Annotated in this window: 16 protein-coding genes; 5 read left to right on the top strand and 11 right to left on the bottom strand. The window is 39.9% G+C overall.

Translation table 11 applies throughout. The annotated features are described in order from the left end of the window. Window positions 1-22: 22 nt before the first annotated feature. A complete protein-coding gene (locus K1X56_02765) occupies window positions 23-2,341 on the bottom strand; it encodes a hypothetical protein (GenBank protein MBX7093617.1) in 2,319 nt (772 codons plus the stop codon). Then, window positions 2,313-3,338 (bottom strand): hypothetical protein, encoded by a 1,026-nt coding sequence (locus K1X56_02770; protein MBX7093618.1) that lies wholly within the window; start codon window positions 3,336-3,338, stop codon window positions 2,313-2,315. The genes K1X56_02765 and K1X56_02770 overlap by 29 nt, the downstream gene beginning before the upstream one ends. A gap of 378 nt (window positions 3,339-3,716) precedes the next feature. Between K1X56_02770 and K1X56_02775 the strand changes: the two genes are divergently transcribed. Further along, window positions 3,717-3,947: a hypothetical protein gene (locus K1X56_02775; protein ID MBX7093619.1), complete on the top strand. Its 231-nt coding sequence runs from the start codon at window positions 3,717-3,719 to the stop codon at window positions 3,945-3,947. Here K1X56_02775 and K1X56_02780 read toward each other — a convergent pair whose 3' ends face one another. Next, complete coding sequence (locus tag K1X56_02780; GenBank protein MBX7093620.1) at window positions 3,948-5,171, bottom strand: HD domain-containing protein; 1,224 nt, start codon at window positions 5,169-5,171, stop codon at window positions 3,948-3,950. 98 nt (window positions 5,172-5,269) lie between these two features. Between K1X56_02780 and K1X56_02785 the strand changes: the two genes are divergently transcribed. Continuing rightward, the gene (locus K1X56_02785) at window positions 5,270-6,820 is read left to right on the top strand and encodes a PglZ domain-containing protein (GenBank protein MBX7093621.1); all 1,551 of its coding nucleotides are present in this window, start codon (window positions 5,270-5,272) and stop codon (window positions 6,818-6,820) included. 60 nt (window positions 6,821-6,880) lie between these two features. After that, window positions 6,881-8,722, top strand: coding sequence for a T9SS type A sorting domain-containing protein (locus tag K1X56_02790; GenBank protein MBX7093622.1), 1,842 nt, complete (start codon window positions 6,881-6,883; stop codon window positions 8,720-8,722). Here K1X56_02790 and K1X56_02795 read toward each other — a convergent pair whose 3' ends face one another. The 7 genes from K1X56_02795 to K1X56_02825 form a co-directional block, all read right to left on the bottom strand. After that, window positions 8,723-10,357 carry an alkaline phosphatase family protein gene (locus tag K1X56_02795; GenBank protein MBX7093623.1) on the bottom strand — a complete coding sequence of 545 codons (1,635 nt, stop codon included), beginning with the start codon at window positions 10,355-10,357 and terminating at the stop codon, window positions 8,723-8,725. A 65-nt stretch (window positions 10,358-10,422) separates the two neighbouring features. Continuing rightward, on the bottom strand, window positions 10,423-11,103 hold the full coding sequence (locus tag K1X56_02800) for a DUF2306 domain-containing protein (protein ID MBX7093624.1): 681 nt from the start codon (window positions 11,101-11,103) through the stop codon (window positions 10,423-10,425). After that, window positions 11,100-11,870, bottom strand: coding sequence for a hypothetical protein (locus K1X56_02805; protein ID MBX7093625.1), 771 nt, complete (start codon window positions 11,868-11,870; stop codon window positions 11,100-11,102). The genes K1X56_02800 and K1X56_02805 overlap by 4 nt, the downstream gene beginning before the upstream one ends. A 90-nt stretch (window positions 11,871-11,960) precedes the next feature. After that, on the bottom strand, window positions 11,961-14,507 hold the full coding sequence (locus K1X56_02810; GenBank protein MBX7093626.1) for an OmpA family protein: 2,547 nt from the start codon (window positions 14,505-14,507) through the stop codon (window positions 11,961-11,963). Between the two features lie 113 nt (window positions 14,508-14,620). After that, window positions 14,621-17,356: a hypothetical protein gene (locus K1X56_02815; protein ID MBX7093627.1), complete on the bottom strand. Its 2,736-nt coding sequence runs from the start codon at window positions 17,354-17,356 to the stop codon at window positions 14,621-14,623. Window positions 17,357-17,448: 92 nt separating this feature from the next. Continuing rightward, on the bottom strand, window positions 17,449-18,048 hold the full coding sequence (locus K1X56_02820; GenBank protein MBX7093628.1) for a ribonuclease HII: 600 nt from the start codon (window positions 18,046-18,048) through the stop codon (window positions 17,449-17,451). Next, window positions 18,041-19,168, bottom strand: coding sequence for a glycosyltransferase family 4 protein (locus K1X56_02825; protein MBX7093629.1), 1,128 nt, complete (start codon window positions 19,166-19,168; stop codon window positions 18,041-18,043). Before K1X56_02825 ends, K1X56_02820 begins: the two co-directional genes overlap by 8 nt. Before the next feature lie 102 nt (window positions 19,169-19,270). Here K1X56_02825 and K1X56_02830 point away from each other — a divergent pair, with 102 nt between their 5' ends. Together K1X56_02830 and K1X56_02835 are read left to right on the top strand one after the other, a co-directional pair. After that, a complete protein-coding gene (locus K1X56_02830; protein ID MBX7093630.1) occupies window positions 19,271-20,290 on the top strand; it encodes a hypothetical protein in 1,020 nt (339 codons plus the stop codon). A 6-nt stretch (window positions 20,291-20,296) separates the two neighbouring features. After that, a complete protein-coding gene (locus tag K1X56_02835; GenBank protein MBX7093631.1) occupies window positions 20,297-21,742 on the top strand; it encodes an O-antigen ligase family protein in 1,446 nt (481 codons plus the stop codon). On the opposite strand, the gene K1X56_02840 is transcribed toward K1X56_02835, so the two are convergent. Next, window positions 21,719-22,960 carry a PP2C family protein-serine/threonine phosphatase gene (locus tag K1X56_02840; GenBank protein ID MBX7093632.1) on the bottom strand — a complete coding sequence of 414 codons (1,242 nt, stop codon included), beginning with the start codon at window positions 22,958-22,960 and terminating at the stop codon, window positions 21,719-21,721. The genes K1X56_02835 and K1X56_02840 overlap by 24 nt on opposite strands. Between the last annotated feature and the right edge of the window lies 1 nt (window position 22,961).

Genomic DNA, 22,961 nt, shown 5'->3' on the forward strand with positions numbered 1-22,961 from the left:
AACCCTTTTTTTCCTTTAAAAATCAGGGAATCCACTGACTGAAATTTTTCCAATAGGCTTCCCTTCCCCAGCATGAGCTGTAAAGTGACTGTGCAAAGGCTGAATTTTCGTGATGTTTTCGGATCACATTTACCCACTTCGATTTTTGATAATAAAAAGAATCTTCTGTTTCGCCACCTCTGTGATAGTGCTGAAAATACCACTTGTTTTTTTCGCAGCGCGCCAGCATAAACGCAGCAAATGCTTTTTCTTCTTTTTGTGGACTCAGCAAATAGTATAATTGAAAAAGCGAATCAGCTTCGCGGCAGGTGTAATAGTTGATGCCAAAGGAATTGTTTTCCATTAATTCATAATTCGACCAGCTCATTTTATTCATTATCCATGAATTTCCATAATAGGTGGTGTTAAAAGCATAGGCTGCTTTTCGTTTTAATGCTCTAAGAATTTTTGTACTGTCGGTCGAATGCATATCCTTTTCAATACGCAATAATTCGCGGGCGATTTTTGGTTTGCTGAGCGGATGTTTCAAATTTCTTGAACGATGCATGTCGCCCGGAACTACCCGAAAGGGATCGGAGGCTAAATAATAGCTGTAGTTTTCGTTTTTCCAATAAGGTTTTGGTATTTCTTTCCAGGTATTAAGGGCCGATTGGTATTTGCCATAGCGCATCATCAGGCTTCCCGTATAATCGAGCATGATCATTCGTTCAACCGGATTTCTTCTCACTTCTTCCAATAGAAAATTTAATCCTTTGTCGCTCGTATTCTTCGATTGCAATAACAATAACATGTTTTTGGCAGTTTCTTCAGTGCCTTCTGCCATTAAATATCTTTTTCCATAATCACCCCATGCAGGTGTCCATTCCGAAATCGGATAATAAAGTGAAAAATTGCATAACCTGTTAAGTGTTAATGCAGCATGCGCTTTCATTCCCTTGTGGTGAAATATGTAAAACTGCCAGGCCAGAATACGGTCTTTTATAAATGAACTCTGACCTAATTCCAAATGATGATTGATATAATCAATAATCATCACTGCTTTATTTAAACCCTCATTTGCACCGGCGTTTTTCGTTAGCGAGTTGGTCATCCACAAAGTAATTTGCATTTGCAAAAACAACGGATTATCGCTGTTGTTGGAATAGAATTGATTTTCTTCGAAGGTAAATTCTGTTTTTCCTGCTAAAGCTTCAGTGTGAATTAAGGCGAGTTTCCAGTAATCGGAAGAATTTTTTCGTTGAATTTTAATCAGCAGATTCAAAAATTGAGTTAATTCTTCACGAATTAATTTCTTCTCAAGTTCAGGATCTCCTTTTTTCTCTACGTAGTAGTAATTAGTCCGACTTTCCGATCCGAAGGAAGGGAAACCTGAAATTTTTTCCGTGAAAATCAAGTCCTCATATTTCGCAATTTCTCTGTAAAACAAAAACTCCGTCATGGGTGAGTGAATATCAAATGCGGCAATTTGTACCAGTAAATCGGTGCACAGGCGCGGACTTTTTGCTGCCATTAAACATCGGATATTAAATTTATCTACTGGATTGATGGTTTTTTGTAATAATTCCGAGAGTTCTTCCTGCGAAGATTTTTCTAATACAGCAATTCGTTTGTCGGCAGAATGCACAAATACTTCACTGAAAAGCAGATGAGCTTCTTCGGTTTTTCCAAGTGATAAATAATGACAAGCGCTATAATATTTAGCCCAATAATCGATAATACTTGTTGCCGTTTTTCCTTTAAAAAAATGCTCATAAATCATAATGGTTTTTTCAGGGTTGCCCATGTAAAAGGCTTCTTTTATGACCAGAAATGCATAGCGTTTTTTTAGATTCTCATCCGGCATAGCGTCCATCTGTACAATCCGCGGTAAATTTCCATTCGCTTCAAAATCATCTCGAATATCTTCTTCCCAGGGATCCATGTAAATGGAATAAATTACCTCGGTCGACTTCGCTGCGCGGAAATATTCAAGGTATTCGGGTCGTTGATTTAACCACTTTAAAAATGTATTGTCAGAATAACGTTGGTTGAATTCCGATTCCCGGTCGAAGGCAGAGGGATCACTCTGGTATATGATAAAATCGATGTCTTTTTTTTCAGCTCCTGATAATTTTTGCCACTCCTCAATATTCAGATTTCTGTCGTGTTCAATACCGAACGAGTTGCTCCGGTCCTGATAATATTCCGAAGTAAAACTTAGTCCGTAAAACTCTTTGTGGTAGGCATTAAACGGACTAAATAATCCAAACCGGTATTCTTCCAGCGTAGGCCACCATCCGCATGCCTGAACAAGGGAATGGAATAATACAAAATTACTGAATAAAAAGATTTTGAATTTCATGGAAATAGTGACTTGAATAATTTTTATAATTCATGGCTTGTAAATCGAAAAAAATCACCTGCGATTCCGGAAATTGCTTAGCGAGTTCAGCCGCAGCTTTTTTTAAGGTAGAAGGATTTACCGTTTCATAGCGAATGGTATTCCCAATTCTGTATTCGGGAATATGTTCATTGCCAAAATTGTTTTCAATTTTGTATTCGTTGGTATTAATTGGAACCAGGTTGCCATTGTTGATCATTTTCTCCATTTCTTCACCGCGGATTAATCCGAAAAATTCTTCCTGATCATATTCTACACCCTGACTATAGATCGGCAAGGCGATGTCGAGTGGAATGGGATATTCCTCATTGGTATTCAAATACAAACTCCCTTCTTCGTGATCGAGAATATGATTTTTGGTTCCGGATTTTCGCAGATCACTCATGTTGTAATACATCAGCACGCCTTTATCTACTGGAGGAATTCCGGATTTTTCGGGGTATTTATATTGGTAAAGGCGTATGGTGGAGCTGAGCTTTAGTCCGGGATTGAGTTTCCGTATTTCTTTTAGAAAATAGAAATATTTATCACGGGTTGAGTTGTTCCAGTCGCAATCGAATTGCAATTCACGCAGTGGACTTTGTGATTGCCGATGATGCATTCGGATGATTTTTGCATAGGTTTTTTCTGCGTATTCGCCCATCTTTTCCGCTTGCGTATTGTCAAGGGCATTGTTGTCGATATAAACAACCGGTACAATTTCGAGCGTGGAAGGGAATTTTTGAGATTGCCGTAAGCGTCCCGTCGGTTCCAGTTCCCGCCAGTAATAGGAGCTGTTGTCCAAATCGAAAAAGCGCACATAGAGTTTTTCTACCTGATTTTCTGCCAGCAGGATGGAGTCCTGTTCACTAAATTCAAAATTGGTTTTCCAATAATAAAAAGAGGGATGAATCTCACTTGTTTTTCCCTTGCAGGAATACAACATCAGAGAAATCAAAATCAGGCAGCTGTATTTCATGGACTAAAAATAATTCCGGCATTTAAAGGGGAGTTCTCCATTTGATTAAACGCAGTCATTCATCTAGTTTTCGTAAAGTAACCGTAGGGTATGCATTTACGTAGAAGGAGTATGACCTCTTTTTCCGTTTTTACCGAAAAACAATATTTCCGCCAGTGGTGGATTATTGGATTAATGACTTTTATCAACGCCTTATTCGCTTATGGAGCAGTATCCCAATTGATTTTTGATGTCCCTTTTGGAAATCATCCGATGAATGATACGGGACTCCTGGTTTTACTTATTTTCCTGGGTATTTTTAATTATTTCTTTTTTACGATGCGACTGGAAACAAAGGTAGATGCCGAAGGAATTTCTGTGAAGTACTTTCCTTTATTGATCAAACCTCGTTTCTATAGCTGGAAGGAAATAAAAACGATTGAAATAAGGCAATATCGTCCCCTTGCCGAATACGGAGGCTGGGGATTGAGGGGATGGCGAAAAAATCAGGCTTTAAATGTGAGTGGAAATATCGGAATCCAGCTTGTGTTTATAAATGAGCATAAGCTTTTAATCGGTACTCAAAAACCGGATGAACTCAGGGACGTTTTAATGGCGCTGAAAAAATAATCAGCGTACTACCGCCAATACATGTTTTTTAACCGGCTTGGCCAGGGCAGAAATATTGAGGTTGTCCGAAGATTCAGCAATATCGTTCAGTTGACCATTTTTAAACAGCAGGTAAATTTTATCGCTTTTGGGGTTGTAGGCGTTGTTGGTTATTGAGGACGAAACAACAAAATATCCGGCTTCCTGTTCACTAAAGTGAAATCGTTTCATCACCAGTGATTTTTGTTCCTGAATTTGCTCCTTACTAATGCTTGTTTTTTCCAACCGAATTCTGAATAATTTCCGATTGATAAAATCTGTACAGAGTTTTTTCAGAATACGGTCGTCGCAATGCATCCAGGCTTTAATAGCGCTCATGATGTCATAATCATCCAAACTGGCAAAGGTATCCAGCAAGTTTTGATCCATGTCGAAATCGATACGGTTAAAGCGGTTATAGAGGAAGGTTTCCAGTGCAGGTGAGCACCAGAGTTTTTTCTTTTTCATCGCCAGTTCTTTGGCGCGTTTAAGAATATTAATCAACATTAATTCCGCCGCCACAACGGTTTTATGCAGATAAACCTGCCAGTACATAAGGCGACGAGCAACGATAAATTTCTCAATGGAATAAATACCTTTTTCTTCCACCACAAGTTGATCTTTGTGTACGTCGAGCATTTTTATGATCCGTTCACTTCCAACCACTCCCTCTGAAACTCCGGTATAAAAACTATCGCGGTTTAAGTAATCGAGACGATCCATATCCAATTGCGAACTCACCAATTGGTGCAGGAATTTCTTTTTATAGGTGTTGTTGAATATTTTAATGGTAAGGTCCAGTTTGCCTTTGAATTCCACATTCAATCGTTCCATGAAGAGCAGTGATATTTCTTCATGATGTACTTCTTCTACAATGGTGTTTTCTAAAGCATGGGAGAATGGACCATGTCCTATATCATGCAATAAAATAGCTGCGGTTACCGCTTCTGCTTCTTCGTCGCTAATGCTGTTTCCCTTGGAACGTAAAGTTTCAATAGCCTGGGTCATGAGATGCATGGCACCCATTGCGTGGTGAAAACGGGTATGCAGTGCACCGGGATAAACCATGTGCGACATTCCCAATTGTTTTATCCGGCGCAAGCGCTGAAAGTAGGGGTGATCGATGATGTCCAGACACAAATCGTAAGGAATGGTAACAAAACCATAAACGGGATCGTTGAATATTTTTTTCTTGTTATGTGCCATAGCAAAAGGGAAAATCAAATATATACAGAATCACTCAACAATAAATCATCCGGAGATGCGTATTTGATAGTATATTTACCAATCGTAATCGGATAAAAATGGAAAAGGTCGAAATTTTATGGGCTGATGATGAAATTGACATGTTAAAGCCACATGTGATGTTTCTGGAACAAAAGGGCTATGCCGTCACTACGGTGAACAATGGGGCAGAGGCGGTGGAACAATCGCGCAAAAAGAATTTCGATATTATTTTCCTTGATGAAAACATGCCGGGTTTAACAGGATTGGAAACCCTTGAGCGAATTAAAGCGCTTCATCCGAATGTTCCCGTGGTAATGATCACCAAAAGTGAGGAGGAGTCCATTATGGAAAGTGCCATTGGTGGAAAAATATCCGATTACCTCATTAAACCGGTCAACCCGAATCAGATTTTATTATCCATCAAGAAAAATCTCGATTCGAAGCGTTTGGTGACAGAAAAAACCAGCATGAATTATCAGCAGGAGTTTCGCAATATCGGAATAGAATTGGGGAACCTGAAATCGGTGGATGAATGGAAAAGTATGTTTCGTCGTTTGGTGTATTGGGATCTTGAATTAGAAAAGGTAAGTGACCCCGGTTTACATCAGATTCTTCAAATGCAAAAAGTGGAAGCCAATAATTTGTTTTCACGTTTTGTGGCCGATCGCTATTTCGAATGGGTGAACGGGAAATCTTCCGATGTACCGTTAATGTCGCACAACCTGCTCAAGAAAAAATGTTTGTCCGACATCGAAAAAGAACCCGTATTCTTAATTGTTATTGATAATCTTCGTTTCGATCAGTGGAAAGCGATTCGTCCCTTTTTAATGGAGTTTTTCACCGAATCGGAAGAGGATTTGTATTTCTCTATTCTTCCAACGGCTACCCAATATGCACGTAATGCATTGTTCGCGGGATTAATGCCTTCTGAAATCCAGAAAAAATATCCGAGTATGTGGATGAACGATGATGATGAGGGTGGAAAAAATAATTTCGAAAAGGAATTTCTGGAAGGACAATTAAAAATGCTGGGGAAAAACGTTAAGTTTTCCTATAATAAAATCACTAACCTGAATGCAGGGAAAAAAGTGGTGGACCAATTCAATAATTTATTGGGGAATCAGCTCAATGTGGTGGTGTACAATTTCGTCGATATGCTTTCGCATGCAAGAACGGATATGGAAGTCATTCGTGAACTCGCCGATAACGAAATTTCCTATCGCTCCATTACCAGAAGCTGGTTCGAGCATTCTCCATTGTTCGAACTGATGCGAAAAATAGGGGAGAAAAAAATTAAAATGGTTATTACCACCGATCACGGTACGGTGCATGTACAGGAACCGAGCAAAATTGTTGGCGACCGCAACACGAATACCAACCTCCGTTATAAACAAGGCAAGAATTTAAATTATAATTCGAAAGACGTATTCGAAGTAAAAAATCCGGCGGATGCATTTTTGCCAAAACTGAATGTAAGTACCACTTATGTTTTCGCTAAAGAGTATAAGTTTTTCGTTTACCCGAATAACTACAATCACTTTGTGAATTTTTATCAGGGAACTTTCCAGCATGGCGGAATTTCATTGGAGGAAATGATAATCCCGTGTATTACATTGATTCCCAAATAGTTTTAGGGTTTGCATGGCTTGGTATTATGGATTAATTTAGCCTGACTATTTTTATCCCTAATGAAGTCGGTAGTTTTATTCTTTGCAGTTACGTTTTGCTCGCCATTGTTAGTTGCGCAAACGGGTCCCGGTGGTATCGGGAATACCAGCAGCAATGCACTCTGGTTGCGTGCGGATGCCGGAACCAGTACCACCACCAATGCAGCAGCAGTTAGTTCCTGGGGCGATGGTTCCGGGAACGCGAATGATGTATCTCAATCCACCGCTGCACAACAACCCACTTACCGGACCAATATCATGAATGGTTATCCTTCCATTCTGTTTGATAATAACAGCACCTCAGGCCAAAACGATTTTTTCTCCGGAGCCGATAACAGTACACTTGATAATACCAACGGGCTAACCATATTTACAGTTACTCGTCCGAATAGCAATTCCGGTAATGCGCGAAGCATTGTGGCAAAACGGACAAACGTTGGCGTGAATCAGGCCTACATGTTTTTCTATTATACCGGTAATTATATGTGGACCGATATTATCAGTAATGATAATCGCTTTTCCACTAATCCAACAGCCTTTACTTCCGGAAATAATTATTTGCACACGTTGTTGTACGACGGAACATTATCGGCACCCAATCGTTCGAAAGTCTATTTAGCTTCTTCCTTATTAGTTACCGCAACAGAATCCGGATCTACCATTCCCGATTATGCATCACCGCTAATTGTAGGAGCAACACACGTGGGTGATAATCGTGCATTCGACGGATACATATCTGAGATCATTATTTTTCGTGTGGCGCTTACCGAAACACAACGAATCATTGTAGATAATTACTTGTCGGCAAAATACAATATCGCTCTATCAGCAAATGATTATTACAGCATGGATACACCGGCTAATGGTAATTATGATCATGAAGTGGCGGGAATAGGCAGAAGATTACCTACTGAATATGTCGACGATGCACAGGGAACATCCTTCGTGCGCATTTCGAATCCTTCGGCATTGAGCAATAATGAGTATTTATTATGGGGACATGATAATGGTTCTATCGTAAATAACAATACCAGTGATGTAGACGGCACCATCATTCAATCGCGTTTAAACCGGATTTGGAGAGTGGATGAAACAGGTGATGTAGGAACTGTTACGCTTGCCTTTGATGTATCTACTTTTACTTCGGTGGTAGGTACTGACTTGCGTTTGTTGATCGACCGTGACGGAGATGGTTTTTTTGATAATGATATCACTCCACAAACGGGATCATTTTCCTCTGGTGTTGTAACATTCACCAATGTCGATTTTCAAGCGGGCGATCGTTTTACATTGGGTTCGGTTAATGCATTGCAAACTCCATTGCCTGTGGAAATGCTTTATTTCGATGTGGAACGTGAGAAAGAGTTTGTTCGTTTAAACTGGACCACTGCCTCCGAAACAAATAATGATTTTTTTGAGTTGCAAAAAAGTACTGATGCACAGCATTGGGAAGTTTTTGGACAAGTACCGGGATCCGGTCATTCCAATATCGTTCGCAATTATACATCACTGGATGTTCATCCTGCAGAAGGAATAAATTATTACCGTTTACGTCAGCAAGATTTCAATGGCGCATCTGAATTTTCACAGGTTCGTGCCATTCAATTTGAAAACGATACACAAGATGGCCTGCTTCTATATCCCAATCCGGGATCCGGCAATGTCACATTATGTGGCACCAATAATTCGGAAATCTCGGGAAGTTTAAATGTGTATACGGTAGATGGAAAATTAATTTATTCTACCAGTGCTAACAGAATAAACAAACTGGATATTACCATTTCCGAATGGGAATCCGGAACTTACCTTTTTATCTTTAGTCAGGATCAAAAGTCAAGTCAATTCCTCTTCATCAAAGAATAATTACTTAATGAGGCAGGGGATGAGTTTACCGGTGCTTCCATTGGTATAAGGAATTCCCGCCATCATACAAACAGTTGGAGCAATATCAGTGATCATTACCGACTCCATATGATCTCTCACTGCAATTTCCGAACCGTACCATAGGAGAGGAACATGGGTATCATAGGAATAAGGAGAACCATGCGTTGTTCCTTTCGGACCGTAATCTGCCCATGCCGGAAGCATATTGATGATCACATCTCCACTTCTTAATTCGTTAAAACCACATTGAATTAAACGTTTTATGCCAATGGTGTATTCCGTATAAAGCAGATTGTGCCGTGTTAATACATTGGCCACTCCGGGAATGGTTCTTAAAAATTCGGCGGCTTTAATTTCTATGGCTTCGCGTTCAATTTTATTTTTTTTCAGAAGTTCCAGATTAAAAAATACTTGTCCGTTGGCAATTGCTTTAACAAAGCGTTCCGATGGATCATTCAATGGAAATTCTTCCAGTAAATAATTATTTAATTCATTGGTCAGATTATTCAATGTTAAATATCCGGAAGGAATCTTATTATCTTTTAAATGATTCGGAACATCCACGGCTGCGTGATCGGCTGTGAGGAATAAAATAAAATTATCTTTTCCGATATTTTTTTCCAGATAACTGAGTATTTCAGCAATCTCCAGATCGAGACGCAAATAACAGTCTTCGGTTTCAATGCTTTTTGGTCCGAAATAATGTCCGATATAATCAGGAGAAGAAAAGCTGACACATAATAAATCGGTGACATCATCCTTGCCCAATTGTTCTCCTTCTATAGCGGCAAACATCATTTCTTTGGTGATTGTATTTCCAAATGGAGTTGTTTTAATGATGCCTTTATTTCCATTATAGGCTTTTAAAATTTCAGGTAGTTGATGAGGGAATACAGGTTTGGTTTCGCCATTTAAAATGCTTTCGTAATTGTTATCGTCGGGCAAACTTTCTATGTATTGCTCAATGGGAAGCAGGGTGGTCCAATTTTGAGACAAAAAATAATCGGTTCTCTTTTTATTATTGTAATCGCTCAGCCATTTTGGTAAGTCGTTTCTATAATAAGTACTGGTAATAAAATTTCCTGTTTCATCATCAAACCAATAAGCCGCATCAGCAGCATGTCCGGCCGGCAGAATAGCTCCGCGGTCTTTTAATGCAATTCCGATTACTTTCGATTTGCCTAAACTCGAAATTTTTAATTCATCGCCTATGGTGCTGCTTAGCATTCTGCGGGGCGACATTTGTCCGGCATTATTTTGGGTTCCAACTGAACTTACACTTTTATCTTCCGCACAATACACCATTCCGCCTTCATTCCTGTCGAACCAGTCATTGGCAATAATCCCATGAACTGCAGGTGTAGTTCCGGTATAAATTGAGGCATGTCCCGGTCCGGTATAGGTTGGAACGTAATTGTAATTGGTGTTTTTACAATTGGTGCCTTTGTTCATGAGTTTGACAAATCCATTGGCTGAATATTTCGATTGAAAGCGTTCAAGGTAGTCGTATCGCATTTGGTCTACCACAATTCCAACGATCAGTTTCGGTTGCTTTTTTTGTGCAAATGAAAATCCGCATAAAAGGGAAAGAAGAACAGAAAAATAAATTCTCATGGCGATTAATTGTATGGTGCAAATATCGTTAATTATTTGCTGGGGAGTGTTTTCTGACTGTTAAATCAGTTTTTGTTTTTAAGCTCGGCTCTTCGCTTTAGCAAGTTTTTGATAATTCCTCTTCTGATAAGAATTTCTGCCAGAATAAGATTGGGCACCCAGCTCATCCAGGAAACAATGATGTATTTATCTACGGGTTTCCAGCCAAAATGATAATGATTGATTACCAATAAATACAAACGAAGGGTAATGGCAGAAAAGGTGAGTGCATAGCTGCGGAGTAAAAATTCGCCATGCGCGAGGTAATCTTTTTTTATCACATAGTACCAGGCCATAGCCGTGAATATGATCCATAGGGGAGTGAGCATCATGAAACTCATTTGTGCGGGTGGACCTCCATTGGCATGAATTCCCATTACAAATCCACCCGGACCACTAAAAAAAAGGAGTACGATGATATAGATGTATCCCATCACTTTATGTGTACCGGGAAAGCGTGATAAAATAGTGGATGAAAACTGAGTTGCACCTGCGATTAATACCAATACACTGGTGAAAACATGAATATAGAAACCTGTTCTCCAATAGGAAATATGGTAAACATTCAATTTAGTTTTTAGAAATGGAATATCCGCATTTCGTTCCATGGAGAAATATGGAAGCGAAATCATAAACATTATCACACTAAATGTAATAATGGCAAGAATGATTACTGTTTTTGTCCCTATGCGAAGGTAATTTCTCACCAGTAACCGTATGGGTAAAATTCTGCAACACTTCCATCTTTCACCATTTCCATTCCCATATCTTCATCCATCGTAATTTTCAAATGGAATTGCGATTTTTTCAGGCGTTTGTGTTTGCTGAATTCTACGGTTATGGATCCATCCTCTTCCTGAATATAGCTGCCGGTTAAGTCAACAATTTCATATTCCGGATCATGATTCTCCATGTAGTAGGAACCGTGAAATGTAACCGTTGAGTTCGCTTTGATGCTTAATGTTCCGTTAATTTCTTCGAGGTGACCCGACCAGTCGCCTTTAAATCCTTCATTGATCGGTCGCTTCTCTGTGCGCTTAAGGGTAAACTCTTTAATACTGGCTTTATCCGGATTGTTCGGAATCCATTTTCCACTCAATGAAAAATCAGTTGTGTCGATGTCGAATTCAAATTTACCATCGAATTCATCATTCCCTGGTTCATTGAGCATAAAGTGATAGAGATTCCCTTTTTGCTCAATGCTCCCTTTGATGTTTCGCTTGTTACCACGAACAATATTAAATCCTGAAGCATTTTTACCCTGCGCATAATTGATTTGTAATATCAGGGTCGATTTACCAAAATCCCCAATATACATTCCGGTTAAACGCTCTGTATCGAAATAAGCCTTTTTTACATTTTCTTTTTTTTCTCCTTGGTTTGAGTCCGTTTCCGGATTATCGTTATTTCCTCCGCAGGAAAAAAGTAGGGAGAGGAGAACAGCAGGTAGAATAATATTCAGATTCTTTTTCATAGTCGTTTACTGGTTCTTAAAAATAGTAAAAAGAGCCAAAAAGAAAAAGCCCCGCACTTGCGGGGCTTTTTAAGTGTATGAAGTGATTTATTATTCGACAATAGTCATTTCTACGCGACGGTTTTTCTGACGTCCCTCTTCGGTGTCGTTTGGTGCAATCGGACGGTCCGGACCAAAATACTTCACATCGAAACGTGTGGCTTGAACTCCTTTTGAAACGAGGTATTTCTTCACCGCTTCTGCACGTTTCTTGGAAAGGTTGAGGTTTTTCTCGCGATTACCAACGTTGTCGGTATGACCTTCAATTTTCAATTTCCAACCCGGATATTTTTTCATCAGTGCTGCAAGCTCTTCTAACGATGGAAGCGATTCAGCTTTAATGATGTCTTTACCGGTAGCAAACTCCAGATTATCGAAGGCTTTTTTCACAACGGCAGCTTCTTCTGCAGTTAATTCAACCGGAGCAGCTTCCTGCGGGAACATAAAGTACTGACCCTTTTTATTGGCCACTTTACCACGGAGATTCGGACCTGTAATGTAAACTTCAGTAATCGTATCAACTGCAGTTCCCAATAAGCGGAATTTATAGGTTTTCTTATCGATGTCCTTCGTGAAATTGAATTTACCATCTTCCACATTTACTTCTTCCAACATGGCATTGGCAGAATTCAACATTTGAAGTTTTTTCTCCGGACAACCAAAGTTTCTGATCGGACCAGGAATCGCAACACATTTGTCGTCGATATCGCGTACACCATCACCATCGGTGTCGGGACAACCATTAAATTCAGTTAAACCTGGAGTGGTCGGACAATCATCTTTCGGATCAGGAATTCCATCACCATCGGTGTCAGGACAACCTTTGAATGCAAGAACCCCAGGAACCTCAGGACACTCATCTTCTTTATCGATGATTTTATCTCCGTCTTTATCCGGACATCCATTAAACTCGAGTGTACCTGCATCATCCGGACAGTTGTCTTTGCTATCGATGATTTTGTCGCCATCTCTATCCGGACATCCGTTGAATTCTGGTAATCCCGGTTCATCCGGACATGCATCTTTCGAATCTTGAATATGGTCACCATCACGGTCTGCACAACCAGCGAATTCCCATACACCTTTTTCACCTTCACATTTATCTTTTTTATCAGATACTTTATCTCCGTCTTTATCTTTTGGTTTTCCGTACGGAATAGGAATTTTCATCACCACGTGAAAGTCTGCTCCATAGGTATCTTTTTTACCATTTCCGTCTCCTTTGATGTATTGCATAATCGGAGCAAGGTTGGTAGTTCCAAACGTTAATGGTCCGAGACGTAAACCGGTACCAATTGCAAAATTCCCCATCATGTTATAACTCACCGGAACAAAAACACCGAACCAGCGATGATCGTAACGCGGAGTAATACTGAATGTGGTAATGTCGTGAACTTTGTTTTCGTTTTTCTTGAATTGGAATGCGAAATAAGTGGTGTGATTGATGTAGAAATCTTTCCAGATGTTATAATCGATTTGAGCAGAAATGGCTGTTGGAAGATTCATTGTAAATGTTTCTTTGCCATCAGATAATTGTCCAAACCGGTTAATCAAAGTATCATCGAATGATTGCACGGGAGGCAAGGAATCGAATTTCATTGCGCTAACATTCCACAGATTTGAGTTCGTTTGGAAGTCGTTCGACAATGTTCCTTTTTTGTATTTAATACCACCGAGGTCGATGATCGACAAACCGGCTCTCAATTTGTATTTATTCAGGTCTCTTCTTCCTAAATTGGTTTCTCCATCCATGTCGTATTTGTATTCGGCATGATTTGGTCTCCATTCGTAAACAGCACCTAAATCCAATCCAACAGAAAAATTCGATACCCATTTGTATTTTACTTTTTCTTGTTCAAATTCGAAATTGGTAGAGTGACCGTATCCAACTCTTCCGTTGCTGGTGATTTGAATGGTGTCTGAATTTAATGCCTGAAATGTTACATTATCCATGTACATATAAGCAGCACCTAATCCTTGCAATAATTTTACTCTACCTGCCACTTTCAGGAAATGTTCACCGTTATCGATGACTACTCTTCCGTAAGTAACACCATATTCTGCCCAACTCATCGCTTGTAAGGATAAATTATTGCTTGAGTGGAGTAAATTCCATAGAGAAGGATAATCAAGTCCGTTGTACGATAAACGCGCAAGTTCTTTACTTACTCCATCAATGTTCATCATTGTTCTGACTCTCCACGTAAATGCCAAAGCAGATTTTCTGTTGAGTTGAAACATGAAAGAGGGAAGCTGTATTTGCGTGCTGAAATAAACTGCTTTCGGAATATCGGTATAACGCTCGTTGAGATAATTTTGCTGAAATGCAGTGTCATTAAAATTGACCATATCAGGTTTAAACAGCGTTCCGTTATTGAGCAATGCTCCCGGTTTTAAACCGATGTAATTGTTGTAAGCAGATACATTGAATCCAAATAGAGAAACATCAGTTTTTAATCGGTTATCAATCACCGAGGCGGGCTGAAGATCTAAACCGGAAACACCGGCATAATTGGAGTTAGAAAATCCCAAAAAATCCTGTGCAATGGAAATCCCGGAACTCCCTAAAATCAATGCAAGGGCAAGTAATTTTTTCATAATCGCGTATTAGAGATGGAGCCAAAATAACAATAATCCTTCATTCACAAGGTGAAATTCCTTTGAACAGGAGTTATTTTTGGATTAAATCCTCAATAAAACAGTTGAATCTCTCAATTGAAAGAATAGCAAATTATCCTTCTGGAACCAGTTCCGGTTACAATTTCAAAGTTACCGTCGTTGTTAATGTCGCTCACTATGAACGAAGTAGTTCCTTTGAGTGGGAATTTAGGATGCATGGTTCCGTCGCCCATCAGCAAATAAATTTCACCGATTGCTTTCGAAATTAATCCCGTTCTCACCGAACCGTCGGGCATTTTAAAACTCATCAGTAACGGGTTCACTTCATCGGCAAATGAATAACGGCCCAATACTTTTCCATTCCATTCTACAAATTCTACTTTGTTGGAATCGAGCAGAATAATGTCTTCTTTTCCGTCTTCATTCAGGTCTTCGATGCGGAATAAGTGTTTTGGACTCCTCGCTGTACTTTTTGCTGTGTCTGCATTACCATTGAAGTACCTTCTGTAAATTTTTCCGGTCGAATCCGAATAAATGATACTCGTGCTTTCAATGGTAGAACCCTGACGAATCAATACTTGATTTTGAGAGAGATTTTCAAGGTCGAAATTTAAATTGTAACGCGTTTTCCCTTTGCGGTCAACAATATGTATGTCGCCGTGTATATCCGTAATAAAGAGATAATCTTTGTTTTCGCAGCGGAAAAATGCAGGTGCCTGGCGAATGGTGGATTGGGTTCCTTCAAATTCCCATCCGGTAATTATTTTTCCTTCCTTGTCCACATTCACAATCTTATTTCCAAGCGGAATAAGAATGCGGTAATTTTGATTGGATTCATAATCGAAAACGCCGATTTCTCCGCTTACGTCGCCATTAAGCCGAACAGGGAATCCGCTCATGTAATTGCCTTTTAAATCGATAAGGTGGAGTTGATTACTGGTACAGAATAGTAATTGTAATTTTCCATTACCGAAAAAGTCAATCTGACGAATATCTCCTCTGATTTTTTCTTCCAATGCTTTTTTCCAAAGGACTTCCCCTTTACTTGAAATCAGATAAATCGTGTAATTGTCGTCCTGAACAAATAAATCTTTTTGTCCACTCATGTGATCGCGAACCGGTACGGGACTACTGCTAACCGTTGTATCCAATGCAAGTTCCCATAATGATTTGGAATCCTGTTTACCGCCGGGATTAAATTTTAAAAACACATTGTTGTAAAACAAATGGTGATTGGCATTGCTTAACTGCCAGGCAAAGGCATCGAATTTTTTCATTAATCCTTCTTGTTCTGAAAAGGACAAGGCATGTTTCGGAGAAAGAATTGAACTTAAAATTTTTCCAATTCGTGAAGGATTTGCATATACAGTAATGTTGGCTTTATCAGATAAATTTTCTGATACAAAATTGTAATAAGTGATGTTTTTGGCCAGACTTTTTTCTGTAGAAATATCTTTCAGGTAACGTTGAATGGCCGGTAATGAATTGGCAAAAATCATGTAGTCTTCCACCCGCATGTACCAGGGACGATCAATGCCGGAAAATACATCACCAAGCAACATGGAAAATAAATCATCCGCATTCAATCTCCGCACTTCCATTCCTCCGTCCAATTGTGCCTTATTATTGCTGCTGTCGAGTTTAATACTTAATTCATTTAACTCTTCGAGCGGATCAGAAATCTCATTGATTTTTATAGCTAAAAATAAATCGCCCTGCAAGGAGTCGTTGTTATCCGTTCCATCCGAAAACAACACAATTTCATTCCCTACCCAGGAGAGAAGCTGACGTTTTAAATTCACATCGAAGTCGGAATTAAACTGATTAATTTCTTTTTGATGTTGATTTAAAGTGCCTTTAATTTTCAATCGGTTTTCGATGGCGGTATAAAAACTTTCTCCATCGTTAATTCCTAACCAAAGAAATCCCGCAGTGTTTTCGGGAAGTATTTTGGAGGATTGAAAATCTTGTGCTTGTTGATGCTCGAAGAGGGAGAGAAATCCGCCACTGGAATCGGCAAAGGTGAAACCATTAAGTGAAAATGTAGAAGAACTGAAATTGAGATCCAGCGCTGAGAATTTTCCATAAGGTTGTAGTTCCTGCCAGGAATTTTTTAAATCCGACGCCAGCCAGGAATTTACCAGCGAGGAGAAATTCTGATGGTGAATATAAAAATTGGCTTTGGCGGTTAAGTCGGATGTTTCTGCCACATTTTTCCAGCCATCTTCCATTTGAATTTTTTTACCGCTTTCAAGATGAGCCACTACTTCCTCAATCAAAGATCCGGAAGAAGCGATGCTGATAAAATCATCCTTTAACAAGAGGTGTAAAACTTCATTTCCGATTTTTATTTTCCGAATGGATTCTGCCTGAAATTTCCGCTCTTCTGTTACACTTTTTGTTCCTGTACACTGATCAATCAAATTCAGAATTTCTTCGTCGGACTTATTCCCTTTTCGGAGCGAAATTAAATAATCAGCTCCGGCGTTACCTGCGGGATGCAGCGAAATGATCAGTGATTTATCGGCAATCCATGAAGCAAATTCAGGATTATTTAAAAACAGTGAATCAATTTTTTTTCCGGTACTATGAATTTTTGTGAAAGGTTGAACTGCACGTAAATCATCCCACATTAAATTTCCTTCAACCAGCGATTTCCATAGTTCAAGCGGATGTTCACTCTGAATAATTACTGCAGCAGAGCAGGGCACAGCGTCCATCGGATCCGCCTTAGGGTGCGAAATCCGGTTAAATAAGCGGAAACCCAGCCATATCGTAACAATGGCGAGTAAGGATAAAAGTATGCTGTTTACTATTTTTCTGTTCATGAGAATAGGGGATGATCAAAAATAAAAGGCTATTCCCAATGGAATGGACGGAAAAGAAACGGAGTATAAACAAAATGATGTTAGCAGGAGACTTAAATATCGAGACTCAACTGCGGTGGTAATAAGGTGAAGCTTTTCCGGTGATGTATGCATGAGCCGAAACGCTCAATGGCTTTGCGGTGACTCGCCGTTGGGTATCCTTTATTTTGATTCCAGTGGTACAGCGGAAATTCTTCATGCAATTTTTCCATTAGCATATCCCGTTCTGTTTTAGCCAGAATGGAAGCGGCAGCAATGGATAAATATTTGGCATCTCCTCCAATAATGCAATGATGCTCAATTCCCGGATAGGGCGTAAATCGGTTTCCGTCGATCAGTAATAATTCAGGCTTTTGTTTTAATTGGTCAATGGCCTTGTGCATGGCCAGAAAAGAAGCTTTGAGAATATTAATCTGGTCGATTTCTTTCGGACTACAACTCCCAATGGCCCATGCCGTGGCTTTTTCCATGATTTCCCAACGAAGTTCCAGTCTGATTTTTTCATTCAGCTGTTTGGAGTCGTTCAATAATTTATGCTTGAATCCAGGAGGTAAAATCACAGCAGCAGCAACCACTGGTCCCGCAAGGCATCCTCTTCCTGCCTCGTCGCAACCTGCTTCAATTCGATCGTTGGTATAGTTCGATTTAAGCATGTAACACCTGTTCTATACTGTTCCACAATCCTTTTGCTGACGCATCCCAGGAATATTTTTTACTCTGTTCAAGTCCGCGGTCAATCAGCCTTCTTCTTAATTCGGAATCGGTCGACATCCGTATCATCGCTTCTGTAATGGCTTCAACCGAAAAGGGATCGCAATACAGTGCGGCATCTCCTCCGATTTCGGGTAAACAACTCGTGTTGGCGGCGATAACCGGAACACCACATTTCATACTTTCTGCCAATGGTAATCCGAAGCCTTCGAATACGCTGACAAAAACCATCGATCGCGCTGCCTGTAATGCACAATTTAAATCCTTTACAGGGAGATGTCCCGTAAAATGCACTTTGTCCTGATGCTTCATCTGGCTGAATGCTTCCGAAATTTCTTTGTTCCAAAAATATTTTTCTCCAACAATCACCAGGTGTTCTTCTCCTTTTTCGCTGCTGCAAAAGGCATCAAATGCCTTAAACAAACGGGCCAGATTTTTGCGTGGGTGAAGTGCTCCGATAAAAATAAAATAGGGGGCACCTCCGGTGATGGTATTTCGATAGCGGATAATTTCCGTTTCCGGAATGGCAGTTAGTGCTTCATTGATTCCATTGTACACCACATCAATTTTATCGGGAGCAATGTGATATTGTTCAATGATGTCCTTTTTCGAAAATTCACTCACCGTTACAATCCGCTTCGCCTTTCGTGCAAAACGGGGGAAATAGTGACGATAATACTTCCTCACCAGAAAACTCAGGTCCTTCGGATAATGCTCAAAATTGAGATCATGGATTACAGCTAGAGAAGGAACATGGCTTCGTAGGGACAGATATCCGTCGGGAGAAACAAATACATCCGCTTTATATTTCTTCAACGCAGAAGCTACCGACCATTCGAACCACCAATAGAAAAGGAAAGGGTGACGAGCAGGCGGACCAATCACCACCGGTGTGATGTTATCGGAAAAGATGAATTTTTTATCGTAGGCCCGGTCGAAAAGAAAAATAAACTCATGTTCCGGATGTGCAGTAGTGATTCTTCGCAGTGTTTCATAGGAATACCAGCCAAAACCCTCCATTTTTCCGGGGAGCAAAAAGCGGGCGTTAACTGCGATTCTCATTGGTGCGAAGATAAAGGAAATGATGGATTTAATATCAATTCCGCTTTAAGGCAATAAAAACCGCCTTTTTCCGTATTTTTGGCGCCTTAAATGCTATAACTAATGGATTCCTCTACCCCTAAAAGTAATTTTAGCTCTGATTCTTTGCTTATTCTGATCTGGAACTGGAGATGGAAAATTGCTATCGTTTGTGCTGCTACTGTTGTTGTTTCTTCGGTGGTTGCGCTGATGATCCGCGAAAAGTATAAATCCACCGCAGTGATCTTCCCGGCTAAATCCAATTCGGTGGTTACCGGTAAAATGTTAAACCCATCACAGGGTGTGCTTCAGTTTGGGGAAGAAGAGGAAGCAGAACAAATGCTTCAAATTTTAAATTCAGCCGAAATCCGCAACCGGATCATTACGAAGTACGATCTCATGAAGCATTATGATATCGATACAAGTTCCAAATACAAATACACAACACTGATCAAGGAATATGAAGAAAATGTAAAATGTTCGCGTACGCGTTACGGATCGGTTACCATTGATGTGCTCGATTATGACCCTGATACTGCTGCTCTAATTGCAAATGATATTGCCAGTTTGCTGGATTCTGCCAAAAATAAAATGCTTCACGAACGTGGTGGCGAGGCTTTTCGCATTATTGAGAAAGAATATCTGGCTTTAAAAGCAGATGTGGACCAACTCAATGATACCCTTACCAAATTAGGTGAAATGGGTGTTATCGGAAGTTCTGCGGGTGTTGCGGCATTGTATGAAGGACAAGCCAACGCTATCCAGTCGCGCAACGAAACAGCTGTGCGCAAAATGGAAGAACAAATTAACCTGAATAAAAAATACGGCGCTGCTTATTCGTCCTTCCTCGAACAACGGGAATTGAAAAATATGCGTCTCGATGAAATGGAAGGGACGTATCTCCAGGCGCGGACCGATGCATTTGCTACCATTTCTCACCACTTTGAATCGGAACCCGCTGCACCGGCAGAAAAAAAATCGTATCCCATTCGCTGGTTGATTGTTTTCATTTCTACGGTTTCATCGTTTTTCTTCATGGTGTTTTTTATAATCGCTATGGAGAAGCTGAAAGAAATTCGAGTGCAGGCAGCTGCGCGTAAGTGATTTATTTTGACGCTCCGTCTCCAGAATATATTGTTTTTTTCACTGAGTGCATTGTTCGTAGCAGCGCACCTGGTAATGACATATTCCGGTTTTCCATTTCTGGCTTTTCTTCCTTTTGGATTACTCGTTGCATTGCTGGCATTGTATCGCCTCGATGTTATTCTTGGAATGGTGGTGGCGTTTACACCGCTTTCAATAAATATCAATGAATTTGATATTGTCGATTTCGGACTTTACCTTCCAACCGAACCCTTGTTGTTTGGTGTTTTGATTTTGTTCGTCAGTAAACAAATTTTAGACGGTGGTTATCCTTTAAAACTTCTCACGCATCCCGTTTCGTTAATTGTTATTATTCATTTATGCTGGTTGTTTATTACGGCGGTCACCAGTGAAGATATCCTGGTCTCCATGAAATTTTTACTCATGCGACTTTGGTTTGTTGTGCCTTTGTTCTTTTTTGGATTAACCATTTTGTCTGATGAATCCACCATTAAAAAAATGTTGTGGTTATATATGATTTCATTGGTTGTTGTTGTGCTGTACACATTGGTCAATCACGCCATGCATGGTTTCGAAGAAAAACCCGCACACTGGGTGATGTCGCCATTTTACAAAGACCATACTTCCTATGGTGCATTAGTGGCCATGTATATTCCTGTAGCTGTCGGATTGTATTTTAATAAAAGTTACACGCCAATATTCCGCTCCATTATTTTGTTTTTGGCCTTAATACTTTTAGTTGGAGTTATTTTTAGTTACACCCGTGCCGCATGGGTGAGTTTAATCGGAGCCTTAGGATTATACTTTGTATTGTTGTTTAAAATTCGCTTTTCTACCATTGTGTTTACCATGGTTCTTGGTGCATTTGTATTTTTTGCGTTTTACGATCAAATCATGATGGATCTCGAACGTAACAAGGTGGAATCGTCGGATAGCATCGCTGAACACGCAACTTCCATTTCAAATATTTCTTCCGATGCATCCAATCTCGAACGGATAAACCGATGGAACTGCGCGATTCGTATGTGGCAGGAACGTCCGGTTTTTGGTTGGGGACCTGGCACCTATCAGTTTTATTATGCCTCCTTTCAGCATTCTTCCGAGCTCACCATTATCTCTACCAATTTTGGTGATTTAGGAAATGCACACAGCGAATATTTGGGTCCACTCGCGGAACAGGGATTTCTGGGAATGATCATTATGGTGGCATTTGTATTGGCCATTTTATTGACCGGAATTAATTTATATCAGCAGCTTCCCGAAGGAGAAACACGATTGCTGGTAGTGGTGATGTTACTCGGTTTAGTGACATATTTCATTCACGGAATTCTAAATAATTACCTCGATACCGATAAAGCATCCGTTCCGGTTTGGGGATTTAGTGCTGCCATTGTGGCGGTTGACATGAAACGGAGATTGCAGGGGAAATTAATTGATCCGGATCGACAATAAAGCAGTGTCGTCGGTAAATCCGCTTTTACCTCTGTAGCGGTCCACCTCATTATAAATATCCTCATTTAACTGCGCCACTTTTTGATGTGAACCATGTTTCTGAATCACTTTAGAAAAACGTTCCATTGAAAAAGCTTCGCCTTGTTCGTTTTCAATTTCAACTAATCCATCCGTATAACAAACAATAACCGATTTTGGCGTAATGAAAATTTCTTCATCCTCAATTTTCGGGAGATGATCAATCATACCTAAACCGGGACAACCCGCATTGAGGTATTTAATGTTTTTTCCGTCGAATAAAACAGGGGGATTATGTCCCGCATTGATGTATTTCAATTTGCGGCTGATCTGGTTATAGCGACCAATAAAAAACGTAATAAATTTTTCGCCTTTTGCACTGCGAACAACACTCGTGTTTAATTCTTCAATCAGTCGGTTTAAAGGGAAATCGGTGTATTTAATAATGGCGCGGAAATTGGCCTGGAAATTCGACATCAGCAAAGCAGCGCCAACACCTTTACCCGAAACATCGGCCATGCAAAACACGAATTCATCTTCATTTAATTTTATAAAATCATAATAATCGCCACCCACGGCCTGATGTGCGAAATATTTTGCTGATACATCCACAAAGTGATTGTGCGGTAAATCATCCGGCAATAGCATGGATTGCATTTGCGATGCCAATTCTAATTCCTTACGGATACGTGCCTGTTGAATGGCTTCTTTGGCCATGCGTTTGTTTTCGATGGCTACCACAATAATATTGGTCAGCGTTTGAACGAAAGGCATGTGCTTGATGGTAGGCGAAATTTTCAGTTCATCTTCATTCAAATCGCCAATCAGCAGATAGGCAAGTGGATTTGATTTATGAAAAACCGGAATTACCACATCAAAGGTATTGAGCGATTTTTTCGAAGAAGATTCAATTACGGTGATGTCTTTAATCTTCATCAGATCTTTGGTGACATCAATATCCTTTACCGATCCCTTTACGCCGTATTTCAACATCAGTTTCCATTCGCCATCCAACGTAAACAACATGGCTTTTTGAATTCCGAGTTGTTCGCGCAATACGTAATTGTAAATCGCCAGTAAATTTTCTACTGAACTGTTCGAATTAATGGCAGCAGTAATTTCAAGCAATTGACTTAGCTTGAAATCTTTCATATTTAATTTTTCCTGAAGCTTATTCAGCTTTAAACTGCCATCGCTCATG

This window comes from Flavobacteriales bacterium, assembly GCA_019694795.1.
In the GTDB taxonomy this organism is placed as follows: domain Bacteria; phylum Bacteroidota; class Bacteroidia; order Flavobacteriales_D; family UBA2798; genus UBA2798.